The 16,305-nt window shown below is 74.4% G+C and carries 15 protein-coding genes; 6 read left to right on the forward strand and 9 right to left on the reverse strand.

The features are described from left to right. Nucleotides 1-12 precede the first annotated feature (12 nt). Genes HL054_RS09525 through HL054_RS09540 form a run of 4 tightly spaced genes read left to right on the forward strand, consistent with a single transcriptional unit; the run spans nucleotide 13 to nucleotide 4,299 of the window. Complete coding sequence (locus HL054_RS09525) at nucleotides 13-1,143, forward strand: FAD-dependent oxidoreductase (RefSeq protein WP_369138708.1); 1,131 nt, start codon at nucleotides 13-15, stop codon at nucleotides 1,141-1,143. An 18-nt stretch (nucleotides 1,144-1,161) separates the two neighbouring features. After that, entirely contained in the window at nucleotides 1,162-2,115 is a 954-nt protein-coding gene (locus HL054_RS09530) for a VOC family protein (RefSeq protein ID WP_369138709.1), read from the forward strand. A gap of 13 nt (nucleotides 2,116-2,128) precedes the next feature. Continuing rightward, the gene (locus HL054_RS09535; RefSeq protein ID WP_369138710.1) at nucleotides 2,129-3,103 is read left to right on the forward strand and encodes a fumarylacetoacetate hydrolase family protein; all 975 of its coding nucleotides are present in this window, start codon (nucleotides 2,129-2,131) and stop codon (nucleotides 3,101-3,103) included. 20 nt (nucleotides 3,104-3,123) lie between these two features. Then, a complete protein-coding gene (locus HL054_RS09540) occupies nucleotides 3,124-4,299 on the forward strand; it encodes an alpha/beta hydrolase family protein (RefSeq protein ID WP_369138711.1) in 1,176 nt (391 codons plus the stop codon). 803 nt (nucleotides 4,300-5,102) lie between these two features. Here the strand turns inward: HL054_RS09540 and HL054_RS09545 are convergent. The 3 genes from HL054_RS09545 to HL054_RS09555 all read right to left on the reverse strand — a co-directional run bounded on the left by HL054_RS09545 (nucleotide 5,103) and on the right by HL054_RS09555 (nucleotide 9,155). Beyond that, nucleotides 5,103-6,776 carry a CocE/NonD family hydrolase gene (locus tag HL054_RS09545; protein ID WP_369138712.1) on the reverse strand — a complete coding sequence of 558 codons (1,674 nt, stop codon included), beginning with the start codon at nucleotides 6,774-6,776 and terminating at the stop codon, nucleotides 5,103-5,105. Nucleotides 6,777-6,825: 49 nt separating this feature from the next. After that, complete coding sequence (locus HL054_RS09550) at nucleotides 6,826-8,223, reverse strand: hypothetical protein (RefSeq protein WP_369138713.1); 1,398 nt, start codon at nucleotides 8,221-8,223, stop codon at nucleotides 6,826-6,828. Between the two features lie 104 nt (nucleotides 8,224-8,327). Beyond that, on the reverse strand, nucleotides 8,328-9,155 hold the full coding sequence (locus HL054_RS09555) for a PaaX family transcriptional regulator C-terminal domain-containing protein (RefSeq protein WP_369138714.1): 828 nt from the start codon (nucleotides 9,153-9,155) through the stop codon (nucleotides 8,328-8,330). Nucleotides 9,156-9,294: 139 nt separating this feature from the next. Here HL054_RS09555 and HL054_RS09560 point away from each other — a divergent pair, with 139 nt between their 5' ends. Then, a complete protein-coding gene (locus tag HL054_RS09560; RefSeq protein WP_369138715.1) occupies nucleotides 9,295-10,212 on the forward strand; it encodes a hypothetical protein in 918 nt (305 codons plus the stop codon). A gap of 43 nt (nucleotides 10,213-10,255) precedes the next feature. Here HL054_RS09560 and HL054_RS09565 read toward each other — a convergent pair whose 3' ends face one another. The 6 genes from HL054_RS09565 to HL054_RS09590 all read right to left on the reverse strand — a co-directional run bounded on the left by HL054_RS09565 (nucleotide 10,256) and on the right by HL054_RS09590 (nucleotide 15,294). After that, the gene (locus HL054_RS09565; RefSeq protein ID WP_369138716.1) at nucleotides 10,256-11,185 is read right to left on the reverse strand and encodes an NADP-dependent oxidoreductase; all 930 of its coding nucleotides are present in this window, start codon (nucleotides 11,183-11,185) and stop codon (nucleotides 10,256-10,258) included. Between the two features lie 65 nt (nucleotides 11,186-11,250). Further along, a complete protein-coding gene (locus tag HL054_RS09570; protein ID WP_369138717.1) occupies nucleotides 11,251-12,105 on the reverse strand; it encodes a helix-turn-helix domain-containing protein in 855 nt (284 codons plus the stop codon). 74 nt (nucleotides 12,106-12,179) lie between these two features. Beyond that, nucleotides 12,180-12,935 (reverse strand): amino acid ABC transporter ATP-binding protein, encoded by a 756-nt coding sequence (locus tag HL054_RS09575; protein ID WP_369138718.1) that lies wholly within the window; start codon nucleotides 12,933-12,935, stop codon nucleotides 12,180-12,182. Beyond that, the gene (locus HL054_RS09580; protein ID WP_369138719.1) at nucleotides 12,932-13,600 is read right to left on the reverse strand and encodes an amino acid ABC transporter permease; all 669 of its coding nucleotides are present in this window, start codon (nucleotides 13,598-13,600) and stop codon (nucleotides 12,932-12,934) included. Before HL054_RS09580 ends, HL054_RS09575 begins: the two co-directional genes overlap by 4 nt. Beyond that, nucleotides 13,597-14,382 carry an amino acid ABC transporter substrate-binding protein gene (locus tag HL054_RS09585; protein WP_369138720.1) on the reverse strand — a complete coding sequence of 262 codons (786 nt, stop codon included), beginning with the start codon at nucleotides 14,380-14,382 and terminating at the stop codon, nucleotides 13,597-13,599. The genes HL054_RS09580 and HL054_RS09585 overlap by 4 nt, the downstream gene beginning before the upstream one ends. A gap of 147 nt (nucleotides 14,383-14,529) precedes the next feature. Then, nucleotides 14,530-15,294 carry an SDR family oxidoreductase gene (locus HL054_RS09590; RefSeq protein ID WP_369138721.1) on the reverse strand — a complete coding sequence of 255 codons (765 nt, stop codon included), beginning with the start codon at nucleotides 15,292-15,294 and terminating at the stop codon, nucleotides 14,530-14,532. Between the two features lie 101 nt (nucleotides 15,295-15,395). Here HL054_RS09590 and HL054_RS09595 point away from each other — a divergent pair, with 101 nt between their 5' ends. Beyond that, nucleotides 15,396-16,244, forward strand: coding sequence for a helix-turn-helix transcriptional regulator (locus tag HL054_RS09595; RefSeq protein WP_369138722.1), 849 nt, complete (start codon nucleotides 15,396-15,398; stop codon nucleotides 16,242-16,244). Nucleotides 16,245-16,305 lie beyond the last annotated feature (61 nt).

Consider the following 16,305-nt stretch of genomic DNA (forward strand, 5'->3'; position numbering starts at 1 on the left):
AGGAGTCCTGACATGCCCGCAGTCGACAACGTCCTGGTCGTGGGGGGTGGCCTCGCCGGGACGGCGACCGCCGTCCACCTCGCCGCCCGTGGTGTGGCCGTCGACCTGGTCGAGATCAAGCCGGACGTCGCGGCGCTGGGGTCCGGCATCACCCTGCAGGGCAACGCGCTGCGGGAACTGCGCTCGCTCGGGGTCTGGGAGCAGGTGCAGGCGGCCGGCTACGCCTTCGACGTCACCGGGATCCGCGCGCCCGACCCGTTCGGCACCGTGGTCGCCGAGATCCCGGACGCGAAGACCGGCGGCCCCGACCTGCCGGCCGCCCTGGGCATGCCGCGCGCCGAGCTGGCGCGGGTCCTGCTGGACCGGGCGGCCGAGGTGGGCGTGAAGGTGCGGTTCGGGACGACGTTCACCGAGCTCGCCCAGGACGACGCCGGCGTCGACGTCACCTTCTCCGACGGCTCCGCCGACCGCTACGACCTGGTGGTGGGTGCGGACGGCGTCCGGTCGTGGACCCGCCGCGCGCTGGGCGTGCACCTGGAGACCCGGTCGATCGGGATGGGCATCTGGCGCAGCTTCGGCCCGCGGCCGGCGTCGGTCACCCGCACCGACCTGTACTACGGCGGCCCGTCGTTCATCGCCGGCTACTGCCCGACCAGCGAGGACTCGCTCTACGCCTACATCGTCGAGCCGACCCAGGACCGCAGCGGGCTGACCCCCGACGAGCAGCTGGCCACGATGCGGCAGCTGTCGGAGGCCTACCACGGCCCCTGGGACGAGATCCGCGCGACGCTCACCGACCCCGCCCGGGTCAACTACACCTGGTTCGAGACGCACGTGCTGGACGCCCCGTGGAACCGCGGGCGGGTGGTGCTCGTCGGCGACGCCGCGCACACCTGCCCGCCGACCATCGCCCAGGGCGGCGCGATGGCCCTGGAGGACGCCGTCGTCCTGGCCGAGCTGCTCACCGCGCGCAGCGCCCTGGACCAGGAGCTGTGGGACGCCTTCACCGCCCGCCGCCACGAGCGCGCGCGGACCGTCGTCGAGGCCTCCAACACCCTCGCGCAGTGGCAGCTCGACCACGTCCAGGGCGACGTCCCCGGGCTCATGCGCTCCATCGCCGCCCTCACCAGCCAGCCCGCTTAGACCCGGAAGAAGACCACCATGACCGAGACCCGGCCCCAGCAGCGCCTGATCACCCACCTTCGGCACGTCGACCTGGCGGTGCCCGACTTCGACACCCAGCTCGGCTTCTACGCCGGCACCTGGGGCCTGCGGACCGAGCACACCGACGGCCGGCTGGCGTACCTGGCCGCCGAGGGCTCGCCGGAGCAGTACGTCGTCCGGCTCCGCCAGGCCGCGGACAAGCGGATCGACCTGATCTCCTTCGGCGCCGGGAGCCGGGCCGACGTCGACACCCTCGCGGCGCAGATCGCCGGCGCCGGCGTCCCGCTGGTCGGCGAGCCGGACGTGCTGCAGACCCCCGGCGGCGGCTACGGCTTCCGGTTCTTCGACAACGAGGGCCGCACCGTCGAGATCAGCGCGGACGTCGAGGCGCGCCGGCACCGGACGATCGAGGAGGGCGAGTCGATCCCGGTGCGGCTCTCGCACGTGGTGCTCAACTCCACCGACCCCGAGGGCACGGTCGCCTTCTACGAGCGGCACCTGGGCTTCGCGCTGTCGGACACGCTGATGCACCCGCGGATGGGCAACATGATGTGGTTCCTGCGCACCAACGCCTGGCACCACAGCATGGCCGTCGCCCGCGGCCCGCACGCCTCGCTGCACCACGCCTCCTTCGAGCTGCGCGGCATCGACGAGTACATGCGTGGCACCGGCCGGCTGCTGCGCGCCGGCGTGGAGAAGATCTGGGGCCCCGGCCGGCACATGGCCGGCAACAACACCTTCAGCTACTTCCTGGACCCGCACGGCAACACCGTCGAGTACACGACCGAGCTCGAGGTGCTCGACGAGGACACCTGGCACCCGCACCTCTACGACTTCAGCAACCCCGAGGTCAGCGACCAGTGGGGCACCGCGAACGCGATGAACGAGTTCGTCGCGCAGCGCTCGTTCAACGACCCGGACAAGGGCCTGTTCGTGGCCCCGCCGGTCTGAGGCGGCCGGTCCGATGCGGTTCGCCACCTGCGAGCGGGACGGGTCGACCTGGGCCGGGGTCGTCTCCGAGGCCGGCGTGCACCCGCTGCCGGCCGGGACCACGGTGCTCGACCTCGTGCGCCGTGGCCTGCCCGCGGCGCTCGAGGCGGGCTCCGCCGCGCTGGCCGGGCCGCCGGTCGCGCTGGCCGACGTCCGGCTGCTCCCGCCGCTGCAGGCGCCGACGGTGCGCGACTTCGTCGCCTTCGAGGAGCACGTCGAGGGCGTCCGGAAGGCGATCGACGGGGTCACCGGCGTCCCGCCGGAGTGGTACCAGGCGCCGACGTTCTACTTCACCAACCCCTACGCGCTCGTCGGCGCGCACGACGACGTCGCCGTCCCGCCCGGCTCGCAGCGGTTCGACTTCGAGCTCGAGGTCGCGGTCGTCGTCGGGCGGGACGGCGCCTCGCTGACGCCGGAGCAGGCCCGCGACCACGTCTTCGGCTACACCGTGCTCAACGACTGGTCCGCCCGCGACCTGCAGGCCCGGGAGATGAAGGTCAGCCTCGGCCCGGCCAAGGGCAAGGACTCCGCCACCACCCTGGGCCCGTGGCTCGTCACCGCCGACGAGCTCGAGCCCCACCGGGACGACGAGGGGTTCCTGGCCCTGGACCTGCGGGTGTCGGTCAACGGCACAGAGGTCGGCCAGGACCTGCTGTCCAACATGGGCTGGCCGTTCGAGGAGCTCATCGCCTACGCCTCCCGCGGCACCGAGGTGCGCGCCGGCGACGTGCTCGGCTCGGGCACCTGCGGCAACGGCGGCTGCCTGGCCGAGCTGTGGGGCACCCGCGGCGAGGCCGCTCCCCCGCCGCTGCGGCCCGGCGACGTCGTGGAGATGACCGTTGAGGGCATCGGCACCATCCGCAACCAGGTCGTCGCGGGCGTCGACCTGCCGGCCGTGGTCCCTGCCCGGCCCCGCCCCCGCACCCGCACCCGCACCCGCCACCGCTGACCCACCCCGAGAGGAACACCGTGTTCGAGTACTTCCCCACCGGCCCCTACACCTGGAACCTCGGCGTCGTCGCGACGCTGAACTCCGGTGGCCTGATCGACGAGGTCGACCGGGCCTGCCGGCCGATCAAGGACGCCGCGAACGCCGGGGAGGACGCCGGGACGCCGGACTTCCTGCGGGCCTGGCGGGCGCTGACCGACCAGCTGACCACGCAGGCGGAGGCGGAGGAGGAGGCCGGGCACACCCGCACCGCCGGGCAGCTGTGGTTCCGCGCCAGCAACTACCTGGCCCAGGCCGAGCGGATGCTCGCCCACTCAGACCCGGACCGGGTGCCCACCTACCGGCGGATGCTGGAGCTGGCGCAGAAGGCGTTCGAGCTGCACAGCCCCCGGGTGTCGCGGGTGGAGGTGCCCTACGACGGGACGACGCTGCCGGCCTACCTCAGCGTCGCACCGGCCGCCGACGACGACCCCGTCCCGGTCGTCGTGCTGGTCAACGGGCTGGACTCCACCAAGGAGCACATGTACGCGTCGGGCCACTGGGCGGAGCTGGCCGCCCGCGGGATCTCCTGCCTGATGCTCGACCAGCCCGGCACCGGCGAGGCGCTGCGGCTGCAGGGGCTCACCGCCCGGATCGACACCGAGGTCTGGGCCGGCGCGGCGGTCGACTGGCTGGAGCGCCGCGACGACGTCGACGCCGCCCGGATCGGCATCGCCGGCTGGTCCCTCGGCGGGTACTACGCGCCGCGGGCGGCCGCCTTCGAGAAGCGCTTCGCGCTCTGCGTGGCCTGGGGCGCCAACCACGACTGGGGGTCGGTGCAGCGTCGTCGTCGGCAGCGGGAGGGCGAGCGGCCGGTCCCCCACTACTGGGAGCACGTGCTCTGGGTCTGGGGGTTCGACGGCGACGAGGACCACCTCGACCCGTTCCTCGACTTCGCCGACGGGGTGAACCTGGAGGGCGTGGTCGAGCAGATCACCGTGCCGTTCCTCGTGGCGCACGGAGCAGCCGACCGGCAGATCCCGCTGGAGATGGCGCACCGCTCCTACGACCAGGCGGTCAACAGCCCCAGGCGCGAGCTCCGCGTCTTCACCCCGGAGGAGGGCGCGACCGAGCACATCGGCCTCGACCACCTGCCGCACGTGAGCACCTTCGTCGCCGACTGGGTGGCCGACACGTTCGCCGAGCTCGGCCGCTGACGGGGAACCCGTCAACCGACCGCTGCGGCGTTCCTCCGGGTGGAGACGACGCGGCCGCTGTTCGCCCGCGTCGCCGCACGACGTCGGCTCGGCCACGGTCCTGGTCCTGGCCTGGTCGGTCCTGCACGGCCTGGCCACCCTGCAGGCCGGCGGCCGGCTGCGCGCCGGCGGGGCCGGGGCACGGCTCGACCTGGCGCACCGCATGCTCACCGCCGGGGAGACCCGGTGACCGGCACGCTCGTCGCGGTCCTGGCCGGCCTGGCGATCGTCGCGAACGGCGTCGTCCACGGCACGGACGTCTTCGGCGCCCTCGTGCTGCGCCCCGCCGTCGCCGCGGTCGACGAGCGCACCCTCACCCAACTGCTCGGCCACGTGCACCGCGTCGCCGACCGCCGGTTCCCGGTGATCGGCGCCGTCGGCCTGGTCGCCGCCGGGGCGACGACCGTGCTCGCCGCCGCGGGCGGTCGCGGCGTCAGCGCCGCGGCGGGGTCACTGGCGACGCTCGCCCTGGTGGCGTTCCTGGTGGTCTACGGCCGGGTGAGCAAGCCGGTGAACACCGTCCTGACCGCTGCGGCGCTCGCCGACCGGGTGCCGGACGACGTCCGCGCGCTGCAGGCCCGCTGGGACTCGGTCGTCGTCGCTCGGGTGGCGCTCAGGGCACCGCCCTCGTCGCCCTGTGCGTCGCGCTCGCCGCGGCCTGAGCCCTGGCGCTCCCCGGGCCACCCGACGGACGGCCAGCGGGGACCCCACCAGGTCCCCCGATCGCGGCGGCGCAGCCGCGCAGGGCAGCGACCACGGCGGGGCTATGCCGGGGGTGTCCTCCCGAAGCGGACCCGGTCGGTGAACTCGATCTCCACCACGGAGCCACGGGCGCCGGTGGCGACGCCGATCACCCCGCTGGACCCGTCCGGCGCGAGCCGCGGGACGTCGCCGGTCATCAGGCTGATCCGTACCCGGTGCCCCGCGGTGAAGCGCCAGTGCGCCGGCTGGGTTTCGATGACGAACGTGGTCTCCTCGCCCGGCGTAACCGGCACGTCCTGCTCGTGCCCGAACCGGTGGCTGGCGCGCAGCCAGCCGGCGGCGACCTCGGTGACCCGGCCGTCCGGTGCGACGTCCATGACCTTGGCCACCAGGTTGGCGTCGCTGCCGGGCAGGGTCGCCTGGAGGGTGACCTCGGCCCGCCCGGCCAGCACCGCGTCGTGCAGCAGCGGACCGGACGTGAACGTCAGCCGTCCCTCGTCCGCCGCGGCGTTGTCGGCGGACGGGTCCGTCGGCCGCGGGCAACCGACCAGGCAGGTGGTGGCCGGACCGTCGTCCGGGTCGATGGTGAGGTCCAGGGTGCCCGGCTTGCCGGGCCGCCGGTCCAGCTCCCGGTCCGTCCCGAGCGCCAGGAGCGTGCCCGCCCCGTCGGCCGGCCAGTCGGGCAGCTCGACCCAGCGACCCCCAGCCCCCTCGACCTCGTAGCTGGTCACCGGTGCCGACGGCAGTGGGGCGTCGGGGTCCCCGCCCAGCCAGTGGTCGAACCAGGCGAGGGTGGCGCCGATCGGCAGTGGCTCGGTCTCCTGCTCCCAGGGGTCGGCGTGGGTCCAGGGCCCCATGACCAGGTGGACGTCGTCGTTCCCGGCGTCGCGCAGGCCCTCGTAGTTGCCGATGGCACCGGCGCGGAAGACGTCGAACCACCCGCCGGTGAGCAGGACCGGGACCTCGATGTCGCCGTGGTCGGGCGCCACGTCCTGGACCTGCCAGTACTCGTCGTAGGTGGGGTGGGCCGCGAAGGCGTCGAGCTGCCGCTGCGGGAAGGCCGGGTCCGCCACGGCGGGGCTGCCCACCCAGGCCCAGTCCGCGTCCGCGCGCGCTCCGCCGGGGTAGAAGATCTCGGCGTAGTTCTGCATCGGGGACACGTTAGGCGCGATCGCCGCCAGGTGTGGCGGTCGCTCCGCCGCGATCTCCAGGGTCGTCTGCCCGCCGTAGCTCGTGCCGGACGCCCCCACCCTGCCCGTGGACCACGTCTGCGCGGCCAGCCACTCCACCGCATCGGCGCCGTCCGGACCCTGGATCGGCCACCGGGCCTCGAAGCCCGGTGCCGGGGAGATCCCGGTGCCGCGGACGTCGCAGGACAGCACGGCGTAGCCCCGCTGGCTGAAGTACGCAGCGAACGCGCCCGACGCCTCCTCCTCCGCCAGGCCGTAGGGCGTGTAGCTGCGGAGGATGCCGGGGAACTGCCCGGGCGCCGGCTCGCCGCCGACAGCGGGCCGGGCGACGGTGCACCCGAGCTCGAAGCCGTCGCGCACCGGCACCTGGAGCCGTTCCACGTACGTGCCGTACACCGCGGGACGGTCGTAGCCGAACCAGTCCGGCTGCGCGGCTCCGGCAGGGACGGTGGGCTGGGCAGCCGCCGGTGGTGCCAGCGCCCCCGCCACGACCACGCCGGTGAGGGTGCCGATCACGCCGAGCCGGCGGGTCTGCCTGCCGAACATGCTTCCTCCACGGGCACTGGACAGGGGCGGCCGAGGTCAGGAGCGCGGGTCAGGAGCGCGGTCCGCCGAACAGGCCGCCCCGGTCGCCCAGCCACTCGGCCGGCCGGTAGTCGGGCAGGATCTCCGACGCGCCGAGGCCGAGGCCCTCGGCCGCGGCGTCCAGCGTGCGGGGGTCGGCCACGGATCCCCAGCGACCGGTGGAGACCCGCTCGTCGAGGGCCTCCACGGAGGCGACCAGCTCCGCCGGCGTGAACGCACAGTGACCCAGCCGGTGCACGAAGGCCTGGCGCAGCAGGCCCTTCGCGCCGGCCCGCCGCACGGTCTCCGCGTACTCCTCCTCGACCTGCACGGGAGCCAGGACGTCGTGCGTGGTGTGCAGGCTCAGGACCGGCACCTGCAGGTCCCCGGTGAGCTCGGACGTGGCGTACGCGGTCTGCAGCGCGTCCTCGTCCGGGGTCACCGACGCGGTCGCGGTGAGCCGGGCCAGGTCGGCGTCGAGGTCGAGCCCCGCCGCGCGGTACAGCGCCTCCACCTGCGCGCGCTCGTCGGCGTGCCGCAGCAGCGCCCGGTAGTCGACGCCCGCGTTCCAGGACGGGTTGCCGCCGACCGTCGCCTCGACGTCGACCCGCGCCGGGTAGGTGAAGCCGAGCGCCGAGGTGAACTGGGCGACCTGCGCGTCGACCTGGCCCTCGTGGTCGCCCGCGTCCGGCTCCGGCTGGCCCTCGGCCCAGCGGGGCAGGTGGTACAGCGCGGCGGCGAGGGCGATCCGCGCCCGGCCCGCGGGGTCGCCCTGCGCAGCCACGACGGCGTCGGTGAGCGTGCTCGCCGCGGCGTTGACGGCGGCCAGGTCTCCCCCGTAGTCGGCCAGCCGGACGGCCGTGCCCTCGGGCACGAGGAGCTGGGCGATCGCATGGGCGCCGTCGAGCTGGTAGTTCAGCAGGTCGACACCGCCGTGGACCAGCCCGCACGTGGGCAGCGCCCCGTCGATCGGCGAGCCCGGGAGCTCGGCCAGCTGCCCCGTCACCAGGCCGCCCATGGAGGTCCCGACGGCGAGCACGCGGGACGGCTGCCCGACTGCGGCGCCGAACGCGTCCAGGGTCTGCAGCTGGTCCTCGGCGGCGGTGTCCAGCGTCCAGCCGCTGCGCTCGTAGGACGAGCCGACGAGCGCGTACCCGCGGTCCAGCAGTGCCTGCCGGGTCTCGTCGTCCGGCGCGTTCTCGGCGCTGTTCGGGATGGGGGCGAAGCTGGGCCGGTAGCCGTGGCTGTACAGCAGGACGGTGCCGTTCCAGTCGGCGGGGACGTCGGCGACCCAGGCAGTCGCCCCGTCGTCCACCGTCCCCTCGACGTGCTGCGGGACCGAGGGCTCCCCGGCGGCTGCGGAGGGGACGGCGACGAACGAGACGGCCAGGGCGCAGGCCACGCCGGTGACGCGGGATCGAGGGGACATCGGTTTCCTCACGACGGGTCCGGGATGCCGCGAACGCTAGGAGGCGATCGGACGAGCGTCAACGGATCGCCCAGCTTTTCTGTGACGCAGACCACCGGCCCGGCTCACCGCCGGGACCGTGCGTCCCGCACGAGGTCGGCGAAGTCCGCCCGCGCCCGCGGTTGCAGGGACGTGAAGACGGCCCGGTGGGCGCGTGCCGATCGGTGAGCGGGCCAGTCCGCGCCCAGGTACCGCTCGGGCAGCACCGGGTCGAGCCGGAGCAGCCGGATCCAGTGCGCGCCGAGCAGCGTGAACAGGGCGACCGGGTCCCCGTCCCGGGGAAGGGGCCGCTCCCACCGGTCGAGGAACGCCTCGTGCTCCCGGCGCAGCGCGGCGAGGTCCCAGGCCCGGCGGACGAAGCGGGCGACGTCGGTGCCGGGGGTGGGCGAGGCGACGAAGCCGTCGATCTGCAGGCCCTCGACCTCGGCGCCGACAGCGACGATCGGGTCCAGGTCGACGCGGCCGGGCGCCACCCACAGCCCGTCGCGGAGGCAGCCGAAGCCGGCCCAGGAGAGCCGCGACCGCAGCCGGGACCGTAGGTCCCGCTGCGTCTCGGGGAGGGAGAAGCTCAGCAGCGTCCAGTCGGAGCTGGGCTGGTGGAACGGCTCGACCGCCTCCACCCGGTCCCGCCCTTCCCGCAGGACCGTCCGGGACGAGTCGGTCAGGCCGTAGCTGACCACCCTCCCGTCCTGCTGACGGGTCAGCAGGCCGCGCTCGGTGAGCCGGGTGAGCACCGACCTGGTGGCGTCGTCGCTGACGCCCAGGGACCCGAGCACGTCGAGGAACACCCTCGTGGGGAGGGAGTCCTCGTACTCGTCGAGGACGAGCGCGCCGCCCAGCGACAGCAGGAGCTCCTGCGGCTTGACGCGCACCTCGGCGGCGCGGTCGGTCATCCGTCCTCCCCGGTGCCGGCGTCCACCCACCCTGCCAGGCCGGCCGGGAAGTGGACACCGACCACCTGCCGTCGACCGGACCGGGGAGCCGTCCGGCGCGGCGCCACCACGGGCGCCCCGGCCGTACGCACGATGGGGCATGCCCGCCCGACCGGACGCCGTCGCCGCGCTGCCGGTCGCCCCGGGCGTGTACCGCTTCCGGGACGCCGGCGGCCGCGTGCTCTACGTCGGGCGGGCCGTCGAGCTGCGCCGCCGGGTCAGCTCCTACTGGGGCGACCTGCGGGACCGCCGGCACCTGCGCCGGATGGTGGCCCGGGTCGCCGCGATCGAGGCGCTGGTCTGCGACTCCGCGCACGAGGCGGCCTGGGCCGAACGCAACCTGCTGGAGCGGTCGATGCCACCGTGGAACCGGGTCGTCGGCGGCCTCGAGGTGCCCGTCAGCATCCGGGTGGACGCCTCGCCGGAGGCGCCGCGGTTCGGCCTCACCTCGGCACACCGGACGGCGCCGGGAGTGCGCTGCTTCGGGCCCTACCTCGGGGCGCGCAAGGCGGAGCTGGCCGTGTCCGGGCTGGAACGGCTGTACCCGATCGGCCACGCCGGCCCGGCCCGCACGGCCGGGGAGCGGGAGCTCGCGCGGGTGCGCGGCGGGCAGGCCACCCCGGTCGCGCAGCTGGCGAGCGCCGTGGGGTCGGTGCTGGACCGCGAGCCGACGGCGGTCGCCGCCGCACTGGCGGCGTTGACCGCCCGGCGCGACGCCGCGGCCGGGGCGCAGGCCTACGAGGCCGCGGCCCGGCTGCAGGCGGAGATCGAGGCGGTCGAGTGGGTCGTCGCGCCGCAGCGGGTCACCGTGCCCGTCGACGACGGCGACCAGGACGTCACCGCCTGGGGCGACGACGTCCTGGTCCGGCTGCGGATCCGGGACGGCCGCCTCCGGGCCTGGGACCAGGAAGTCTGCTCCCGGCCGGCGCCCGGCACCCGGGCGCCCGCCGGGTGGGTGCCCTTCCTGCGCCGCAACGCCGAGCTGGCCGCGCGGCTGGCAGCACTGCCGGTCCGCTGAGCCGGCCTCCTGCGTGGCGGCGACCACGTCGAGGGCGGCCGGGTCAGGGCTGGACGACGACCTTGCCCGCGATGCGACCGGCCTCGGCCTCGGCGTGCAACGCAGGCAGCTCGGTCAGCGGGATCCGGCGGGTGACCTCGACCTGCAGGTCCCCGCTCTCGACCAGGGACACCAGCTCCCCGAGGCGGTCCCGGTCGGGCAGCACGAACACGGTCGCTGCGGTGACGCCACGGGCCTCGTCACCCGGGGTCGCCATGAACGCGGTGGTGCTGACGACCTTCCCACCGTCGCGGACCAGGGCCACCAGCGTGGCGAACCGCTCGGGGTCGACGGGCGCGAGGTTGACCAGGACGTCGACCTGCTCGTCCAACGCCTCCAGCAGGTCGGTGGTGGTGTGGTCGACGACCTCGTCGGCGCCGGCCGCCCGGACCGCGGCGCTGCTGCGGGGGCTGGCGGTCGCCACGACGTGCACGCCGGCCCGCTTGGCCAGCGCGATCGCGTACTTGCCGACCACTCCCCCGGCGCCGTTGACCAGCACCCGCTGACCAGCGGTCAGCTCACCGTCGTCGAACAGCGCCTGCCAGGCCGTCAGCGCCACCGACGGCAGACCTGCCGCATCGGCCAGCGGGATGGTCGTGGGAGCCGGGACCAGCGCCTCCGCCGGGGCGACCACGTACTCCGCCGCACCCCCGTCCCGCTCCATCGGCAGGAACCCGATCACCGCGTCCCCCACCTGCAGGCCGCTGACGCCCTCCCCCAGCGCGTCGACCGTGCCGGAGACGTCATAGCCGGGCACGTGCGGCAGCACCACCGGGATCGGCAGGAACCCCCCGCGCATGCCGGCGTCCGCGGCGTTGAACGCCGAGGCCGCCACCCGCACCCGCACCTGACCCGCGCCGGGAGTGGGCTGGTCGACGTCCTCGTAGCGCAGGACCTCCGGACCGCCGACCTCGTGGAAACGCACTGCCTTCATCGCGCTGTACCTGCTCTCGTGCCGTTGGGGTGCTTGCACGCCCAACGTGGCAGGTCCCGGCGGGATCAACCTGGGCCGGCTTGGCCCACCTCGACGACCGCCCGGCCGTCGGCCGCGCCGACCACCTCCGCCAGCCGGGCGGCATCCCGCGAGCCCGGCGCGGCGGTCAGCATGACCGCGGCCAGGTCGTCGCCGGGGATCGCGAGCAGGTTCCCGACGAGCGTGACGGAGTCCCCGTCCGACTGGGTGAACGTCGCGCTGCTCTCGTACGCCGCCACCGGTCGCGGTTCCCGCCACAGCGTGTCGAACCGCCGGCTCCGGGTCCGCAGCTCGTCGACGAGGGCGGCGAGGGACGCGTCGCCGGGGTACCGCAACAGCGCGGCCCTCAGCTGGGCCGCCTGGATCGTCTCGTGCCTGGCCGCGTCGGGTTCGGGCTGCTGGAAGGCGGCGAACGGGTGGCAGAAGATGCGCCAGGCCACGTTCCACTCCCAGCGGTCCCCGGGGAGGTCCCAGTGCTCCAGGGCCAGGAACCCGCTGTTGACCGCGACGACGTTCATCGCCGCATCGGTGACGATCATCGGCGTGTCGGAGAACCGCTCCAGCAGTCGCGTCGCGCCCGGCCCCAGGTCGGTCGGCACCTGCCCGTCCGCGGCCGCGTACCCGGCGAGCGCACTCAGCCGCTCGTAGTCCGCCCGGCTCACCTGCAGGGCCCGGGCGATCGCCTTCACCACACCGGCCGAGGGATGGCTCCGCCCCTGCTCCAGGCGGCGGACGTAGTCCGCGGACGTCCCGGCGAGCTCGCCGAGCTCCTCCCGGCGCAGCCCGGGCACCCGCCGGCCGCCGGCCGGCAGCCCGACCGATGCCGGGTCCGTGCCCTCCCGCAGGCGACGCACCGCTGCGCCGAAGTCATGCCGCTCCACGGCGCCAGTCTGCCGTGCGGACCCGCCCGGGACGGTGGTGGCCGGCGTCGGGCAGCCCCGCGGCCACCGTGCGGTCAGAGCGGGTCGAGCAGCCGCTGCAGGAACTGCCGGGTCCGGGCCTCGCGCGGCTCGACGAGCACTTCGGACGGCGGGCCCTGCTCGACCACCACGCCGCCGTCGAGGAACAGCACCTGGTCGGCCACCTGGCGGGCGAAGCGCATCTCGTGGGTGACCACGACCATCGTCCAGCCCTCGGCGGCCAGCGACTGCATCACCTGCAGCACCTCGCCGACCAGCTCGGGGTCGAGGGCGCTGGTCGGCTCGTCGAACAGCACCACCTGCGGCCGGGTGGCCAGGGCCCTGGCGATGCCGACGCGCTGCTGCTGCCCACCGGACAGCTGGACCGGGAAGGCGTCGGCCTTGTCGGCCAGGCCCACCCGGCTCAGCAGCGCCCGGGCCTCCTCCCGCGCCTCCGCGCGCGGCCGGCCCTGCGCGAAGACCGGCCCGGAGGTCACGTTGTCCAGCACGGTCATGTGCGGGAACAGGTTGTGCGCCTGGAACACCATGCCGCTCTGGTCGCGCAGCCGGGCGATCGCCCGGGTGTCGGGCCGGTTCGCGCAGTCGAGCTGGACGTCGCCGATGCGGACGGTCCCGGACTCCGGCATCTCCAGCCCGTTGAGGCTGCGCAGCACCGTCGTCTTGCCCGAGCCGGACGGCCCGATCAGGCAGGTGACCGACCCCGACTGCACCGTGACGTCGATGCCGCGCAGCACGTGGTTGTCGCCGAAGGACTTGACCAGCCCGCGGGCCTCGAGCAGCGGGGCGCTCATGCGGCCACGTGCCGGGACAGCCGGGTCTCCAGCCGGGTCTGACCGAAGGAGAGCACGAGGCACACCACCCAGTAGTAGACGGCCGCGACGCCGTAGAGCGTGAAGTACTCGAAGGTCTGCCCCGCGATGACCTGGGCCTGGCGCAGCAGCTCGGTGACCAGGACGACCGAGACCAGCGAGGTGTCCTTGACCAGCGAGATCAGCGTGTTGCTCAGCGAGGGGACGGCGATGCGGGCGGCCTGGGGCAACACCACCCGACGCAGCGTGGTCGCCCGCCCCATCCCGACGGTCATCGCCGCCTCCCACTGCCCGCGCGGCACCGCGAGGATGGCGCCCCGCACCGCCTCGGAGGCGTAGGCCCCGACGTTGAGCGTCAGTCCGATGATCGCGCTCGGCCACGGGTCGATGGTGATGCCGAAGGACGGCAACCCGAAGAAGATGATGAACAGCTGCAGCAGCAGCGGCGTGCCGCGGATGACCGAGACGTAGAACCGGGCAGGCGCCGACACCAGCCGGTTGCCCGACAGCCGCATGAGCGCGACGAGGACGGCCAGGGCCAACCCCAGCACGAAGCTCACCGCTGTCAGGGGCAGCGTCCCGCGCAGCAGCTCCCGGCCCAGCGGCCAGAGGCTGCTGCGGACCAGGTCCCAGTCGATCGCGCTCACTCCGCGCTGACGTCCTCGCCGAAGTACTCCTCGGAGATCTCGGCCAGGGTGCCGTCGGCGCGCAGCGACTCGAGGGCCTCGTCCACCTGGGCCTGCAGGTCGGTGCTGTCCTTGCGGAAGGTGAAGGCCGACCGGCTCGGGTCGTCGATCTCGGCGGCGATCTTCACGTCCTCGTCACCGGTGGTCTTCTGGTACTCCAGGAAGGCCAGGCTGTCGTTGACGGTGACGTCGACGCGCTCCTGCTTGAGCAGCGTGATCGCCTGGGTGAAGCCCTCGACGGCCTCGATCTGCGCCCCGGCCCCGGTGGCGACCTCGGCGAAGTTGCTGGTGGTCGACTGCGCACTGGTCTTGCCCGCGATGTCGGCCAGCGAGCTGACGCTGGTGTCGTCGGCCCGCGTGATGACGACGCCGTTCGAGTAGGTGTACGGCGTGGAGAACAGGTACTTCGCCTCGCGCTCGGGGTTGACGCCGATCTGGTTGGCGATGACGTCGTACCGGTCGGCCTCCAGGCCGGCGAAGATCGCGTCGAACTGCGTCTCGCTGAACTCCACGTCCATGCCCAGCTCGTCGCCGACGGCCTCGGCCACCTCGACGTCGTAGCCGGTCAGCTCGTTGCTGTCCGGGTCGTGGAAGGAGAACGGCGCGTAGGTGCCCTCGGTCGCGACGCGGAGCACGTCGTCCGAGCCGCCGGCGCTGCCGCCCGCGTCGTCGGAGCCGCCGCCGCAGGAGGTCAGCAGCAGGGCAGCGGTGAGGGCAACGGTGACGGACAGGCGCGTGCGCACGGTGGGGCTCCGGGTTCATCGGGTCGGGTCTGGGGCGTCCGGCAGGGACTCCCGCCGCCTGGGGGAACCGCGCCCGCACGGAGGAGCATTCCGCCGGGTGTCCAGACGCACAACACGACCGGCCGGTCGGGCCGAGGGCCCCGGACGTCAGTCGCCGTGCGGGTCGAGGTGGTTGAGGGTCGCGACGACGTGGTCGTAGTCGCCGCGCGCTTCGCCGTACCGGAGGAACTTCACGTTCTCCACCTGGATCTCGCGCGCGTCCGGCTGGGTGCGGATCAGCTCGGTGACCTCGTCGACGAAGTCGGCGAGGGGCATGGCGAAGTCGCTCTCCTCCTGACCCGGCATCAGCGCGGTGCGCACCGACGGCGGTTCGAGCTCGACCACCGCCACGCTGGTGCCCGCCAGCTGGAGCCGGAGGGACTCGCTCAGCATGTGGACCGCGGCCTTGGTGGCGTTGTAGCTGGGCGTGATCCGCAGCGGGGCGAACGCCAGCCCGGAGGAGACGGTCATGATCGTCGCGGCGGGCCGGGACAGCAGGTGCTCGACGAACGCCCCGATGAGCCGGATCGGACCGAGCAGGTTGGTCGTGACCGTCTCCTCGGCCGTGGCCAGGAAGCCGCCCGGGGTGGTCCAGTCCTCGGCCCGCATGATCCCGGCCATCGTGATGAGCACGTCGAGGTCCGGGTGCTCGGCCAGCACCTGACCGGCGGCGCGCTGGATGCTCACCGGGTCGGTGGTGTCGACCTGCACGGCGTGCAGGCCGGGGTGCTCGGTCGTGATCTGCTCCAGCAGCGCGGCGCGCCGCCCGCCGACGACGACGGTGTTGCCCTCCTCGTGCAGCCGCAGCGCCAGGGCCAGGCCGATGCCGCTGGTCGCGCCGGGGATGAAGACGGTGTTCCCCGCGATGTCCATGTCCTCAGCGTCGGCCGGGTCGGGACCGCGTGGCAGAGCGCGGTGATCGGGGGACCGCCGGTCCCTGGCTGCGGCAGGCGTGCAGCGGCGACACTGGTCGGGTGGACCGCGACGACCTGGCCGACTTCCTCGTCCGGCGCCGCAGCGGCCTCCAGCCGGCGGACGTGGGGCTGAGCGAGGGCGCGCGCCGGCGCACCCCCGGGCTGCGGCGGGAGGAGGTCGCGCACCTCGCCGCGATGTCCACCGACTACTACACGCGGCTGGAGCAGCGGCGCGGACCGCAGCCGAGCACGCAGATGCTCGCCTCGCTCGCGCGCGCCCTCCGGCTGACCGAGGACGAGCGCGCGTACCTGTACCGGGTCGCCGGGCACGCTGCCCCCGACCGGGTCGGCGGGGGCGACCACGTCGCCCCGGGCCTGCTGCGCGTCCTCGACCGGCTCACCGACACCCCGGCGCTCATCCTGACCGCGCTGGGCGAGACGCTCGTGCAGAACGGCCCGGCCCGGGCGCTGTTCGGCGACGTCAGCCACCTGACCGGCCTGGAGCGCAGCGGCATCTACCGCTGGTTCGTGCACCCCGAGCGGGAACGGGCGTGCTACCCGGCGGCCGACCACGCCCGGCAGAGCCGGGCCCAGGTCGCTTCGCTGCGGGCCGCGTACGGGTCGATGGGCGCGGCGTCCCAGGCCGGTGAGCTGGTCCGCGTGCTCACCCGGACGAGCCCCGAGTTCGCACAGCTGTGGGACGCCCACGAGGTGGGCCGGCGGTTCGAGGACCACAAGGTGCTCCTGCACCCCGAGGTCGGCCCGATCGAGGTCGACTGCCAGGCGCTGTTCACCGAGGACGAGTCCCAGGTGCTGCTCGTGCTCACCGCTCCCCCGGGCACCGACGCCGCGAGCAGGCTCGCGCTCCTCGCCGTCCTCGGCACGCAGGCCTTCGCGCCGGAGAGCTGATCCGGGTCGCCGTCCGCGCGCCCGCTCCGGCTGGGTCCCGGAGCGGGCGGGACGGCGTGCC

It is taken from the genome of Modestobacter versicolor (genome assembly GCF_041028285.1).
Classification (GTDB): Bacteria; Actinomycetota; Actinomycetes; order Mycobacteriales; family Geodermatophilaceae; genus Modestobacter; species Modestobacter versicolor_A.

Coding starts and splice junctions, on each gene's coding strand:
- HL054_RS09525 (WP_369138708.1), top strand. CDS start 13: ATGCCCGCAGTCGACAACGTCCTGGTCGTGGGGGGTGGCCTCGCCGGG.
- HL054_RS09550 (WP_369138713.1), bottom strand. CDS start 8,223: ATGTCCCCTCGATCCCGCGTCACCGGCGTGGCCTGCGCCCTGGCCGTC.
- HL054_RS09530 (WP_369138709.1), top strand. CDS start 1,162: ATGACCGAGACCCGGCCCCAGCAGCGCCTGATCACCCACCTTCGGCAC.
- HL054_RS09590 (WP_369138721.1), bottom strand. CDS start 15,294: ATGGACATCGCGGGGAACACCGTCTTCATCCCCGGCGCGACCAGCGGC.
- HL054_RS09545 (WP_369138712.1), bottom strand. CDS start 6,776: ATGTTCGGCAGGCAGACCCGCCGGCTCGGCGTGATCGGCACCCTCACC.
- HL054_RS09555 (WP_369138714.1), bottom strand. CDS start 9,155: ATGACCGACCGCGCCGCCGAGGTGCGCGTCAAGCCGCAGGAGCTCCTG.
- HL054_RS09565 (WP_369138716.1), bottom strand. CDS start 11,185: ATGAAGGCAGTGCGTTTCCACGAGGTCGGCGGTCCGGAGGTCCTGCGC.
- HL054_RS09575 (WP_369138718.1), bottom strand. CDS start 12,935: ATGAGCGCCCCGCTGCTCGAGGCCCGCGGGCTGGTCAAGTCCTTCGGC.
- HL054_RS09560 (WP_369138715.1), top strand. CDS start 9,295: ATGCCCGCCCGACCGGACGCCGTCGCCGCGCTGCCGGTCGCCCCGGGC.
- HL054_RS09535 (WP_369138710.1), top strand. CDS start 2,129: ATGCGGTTCGCCACCTGCGAGCGGGACGGGTCGACCTGGGCCGGGGTC.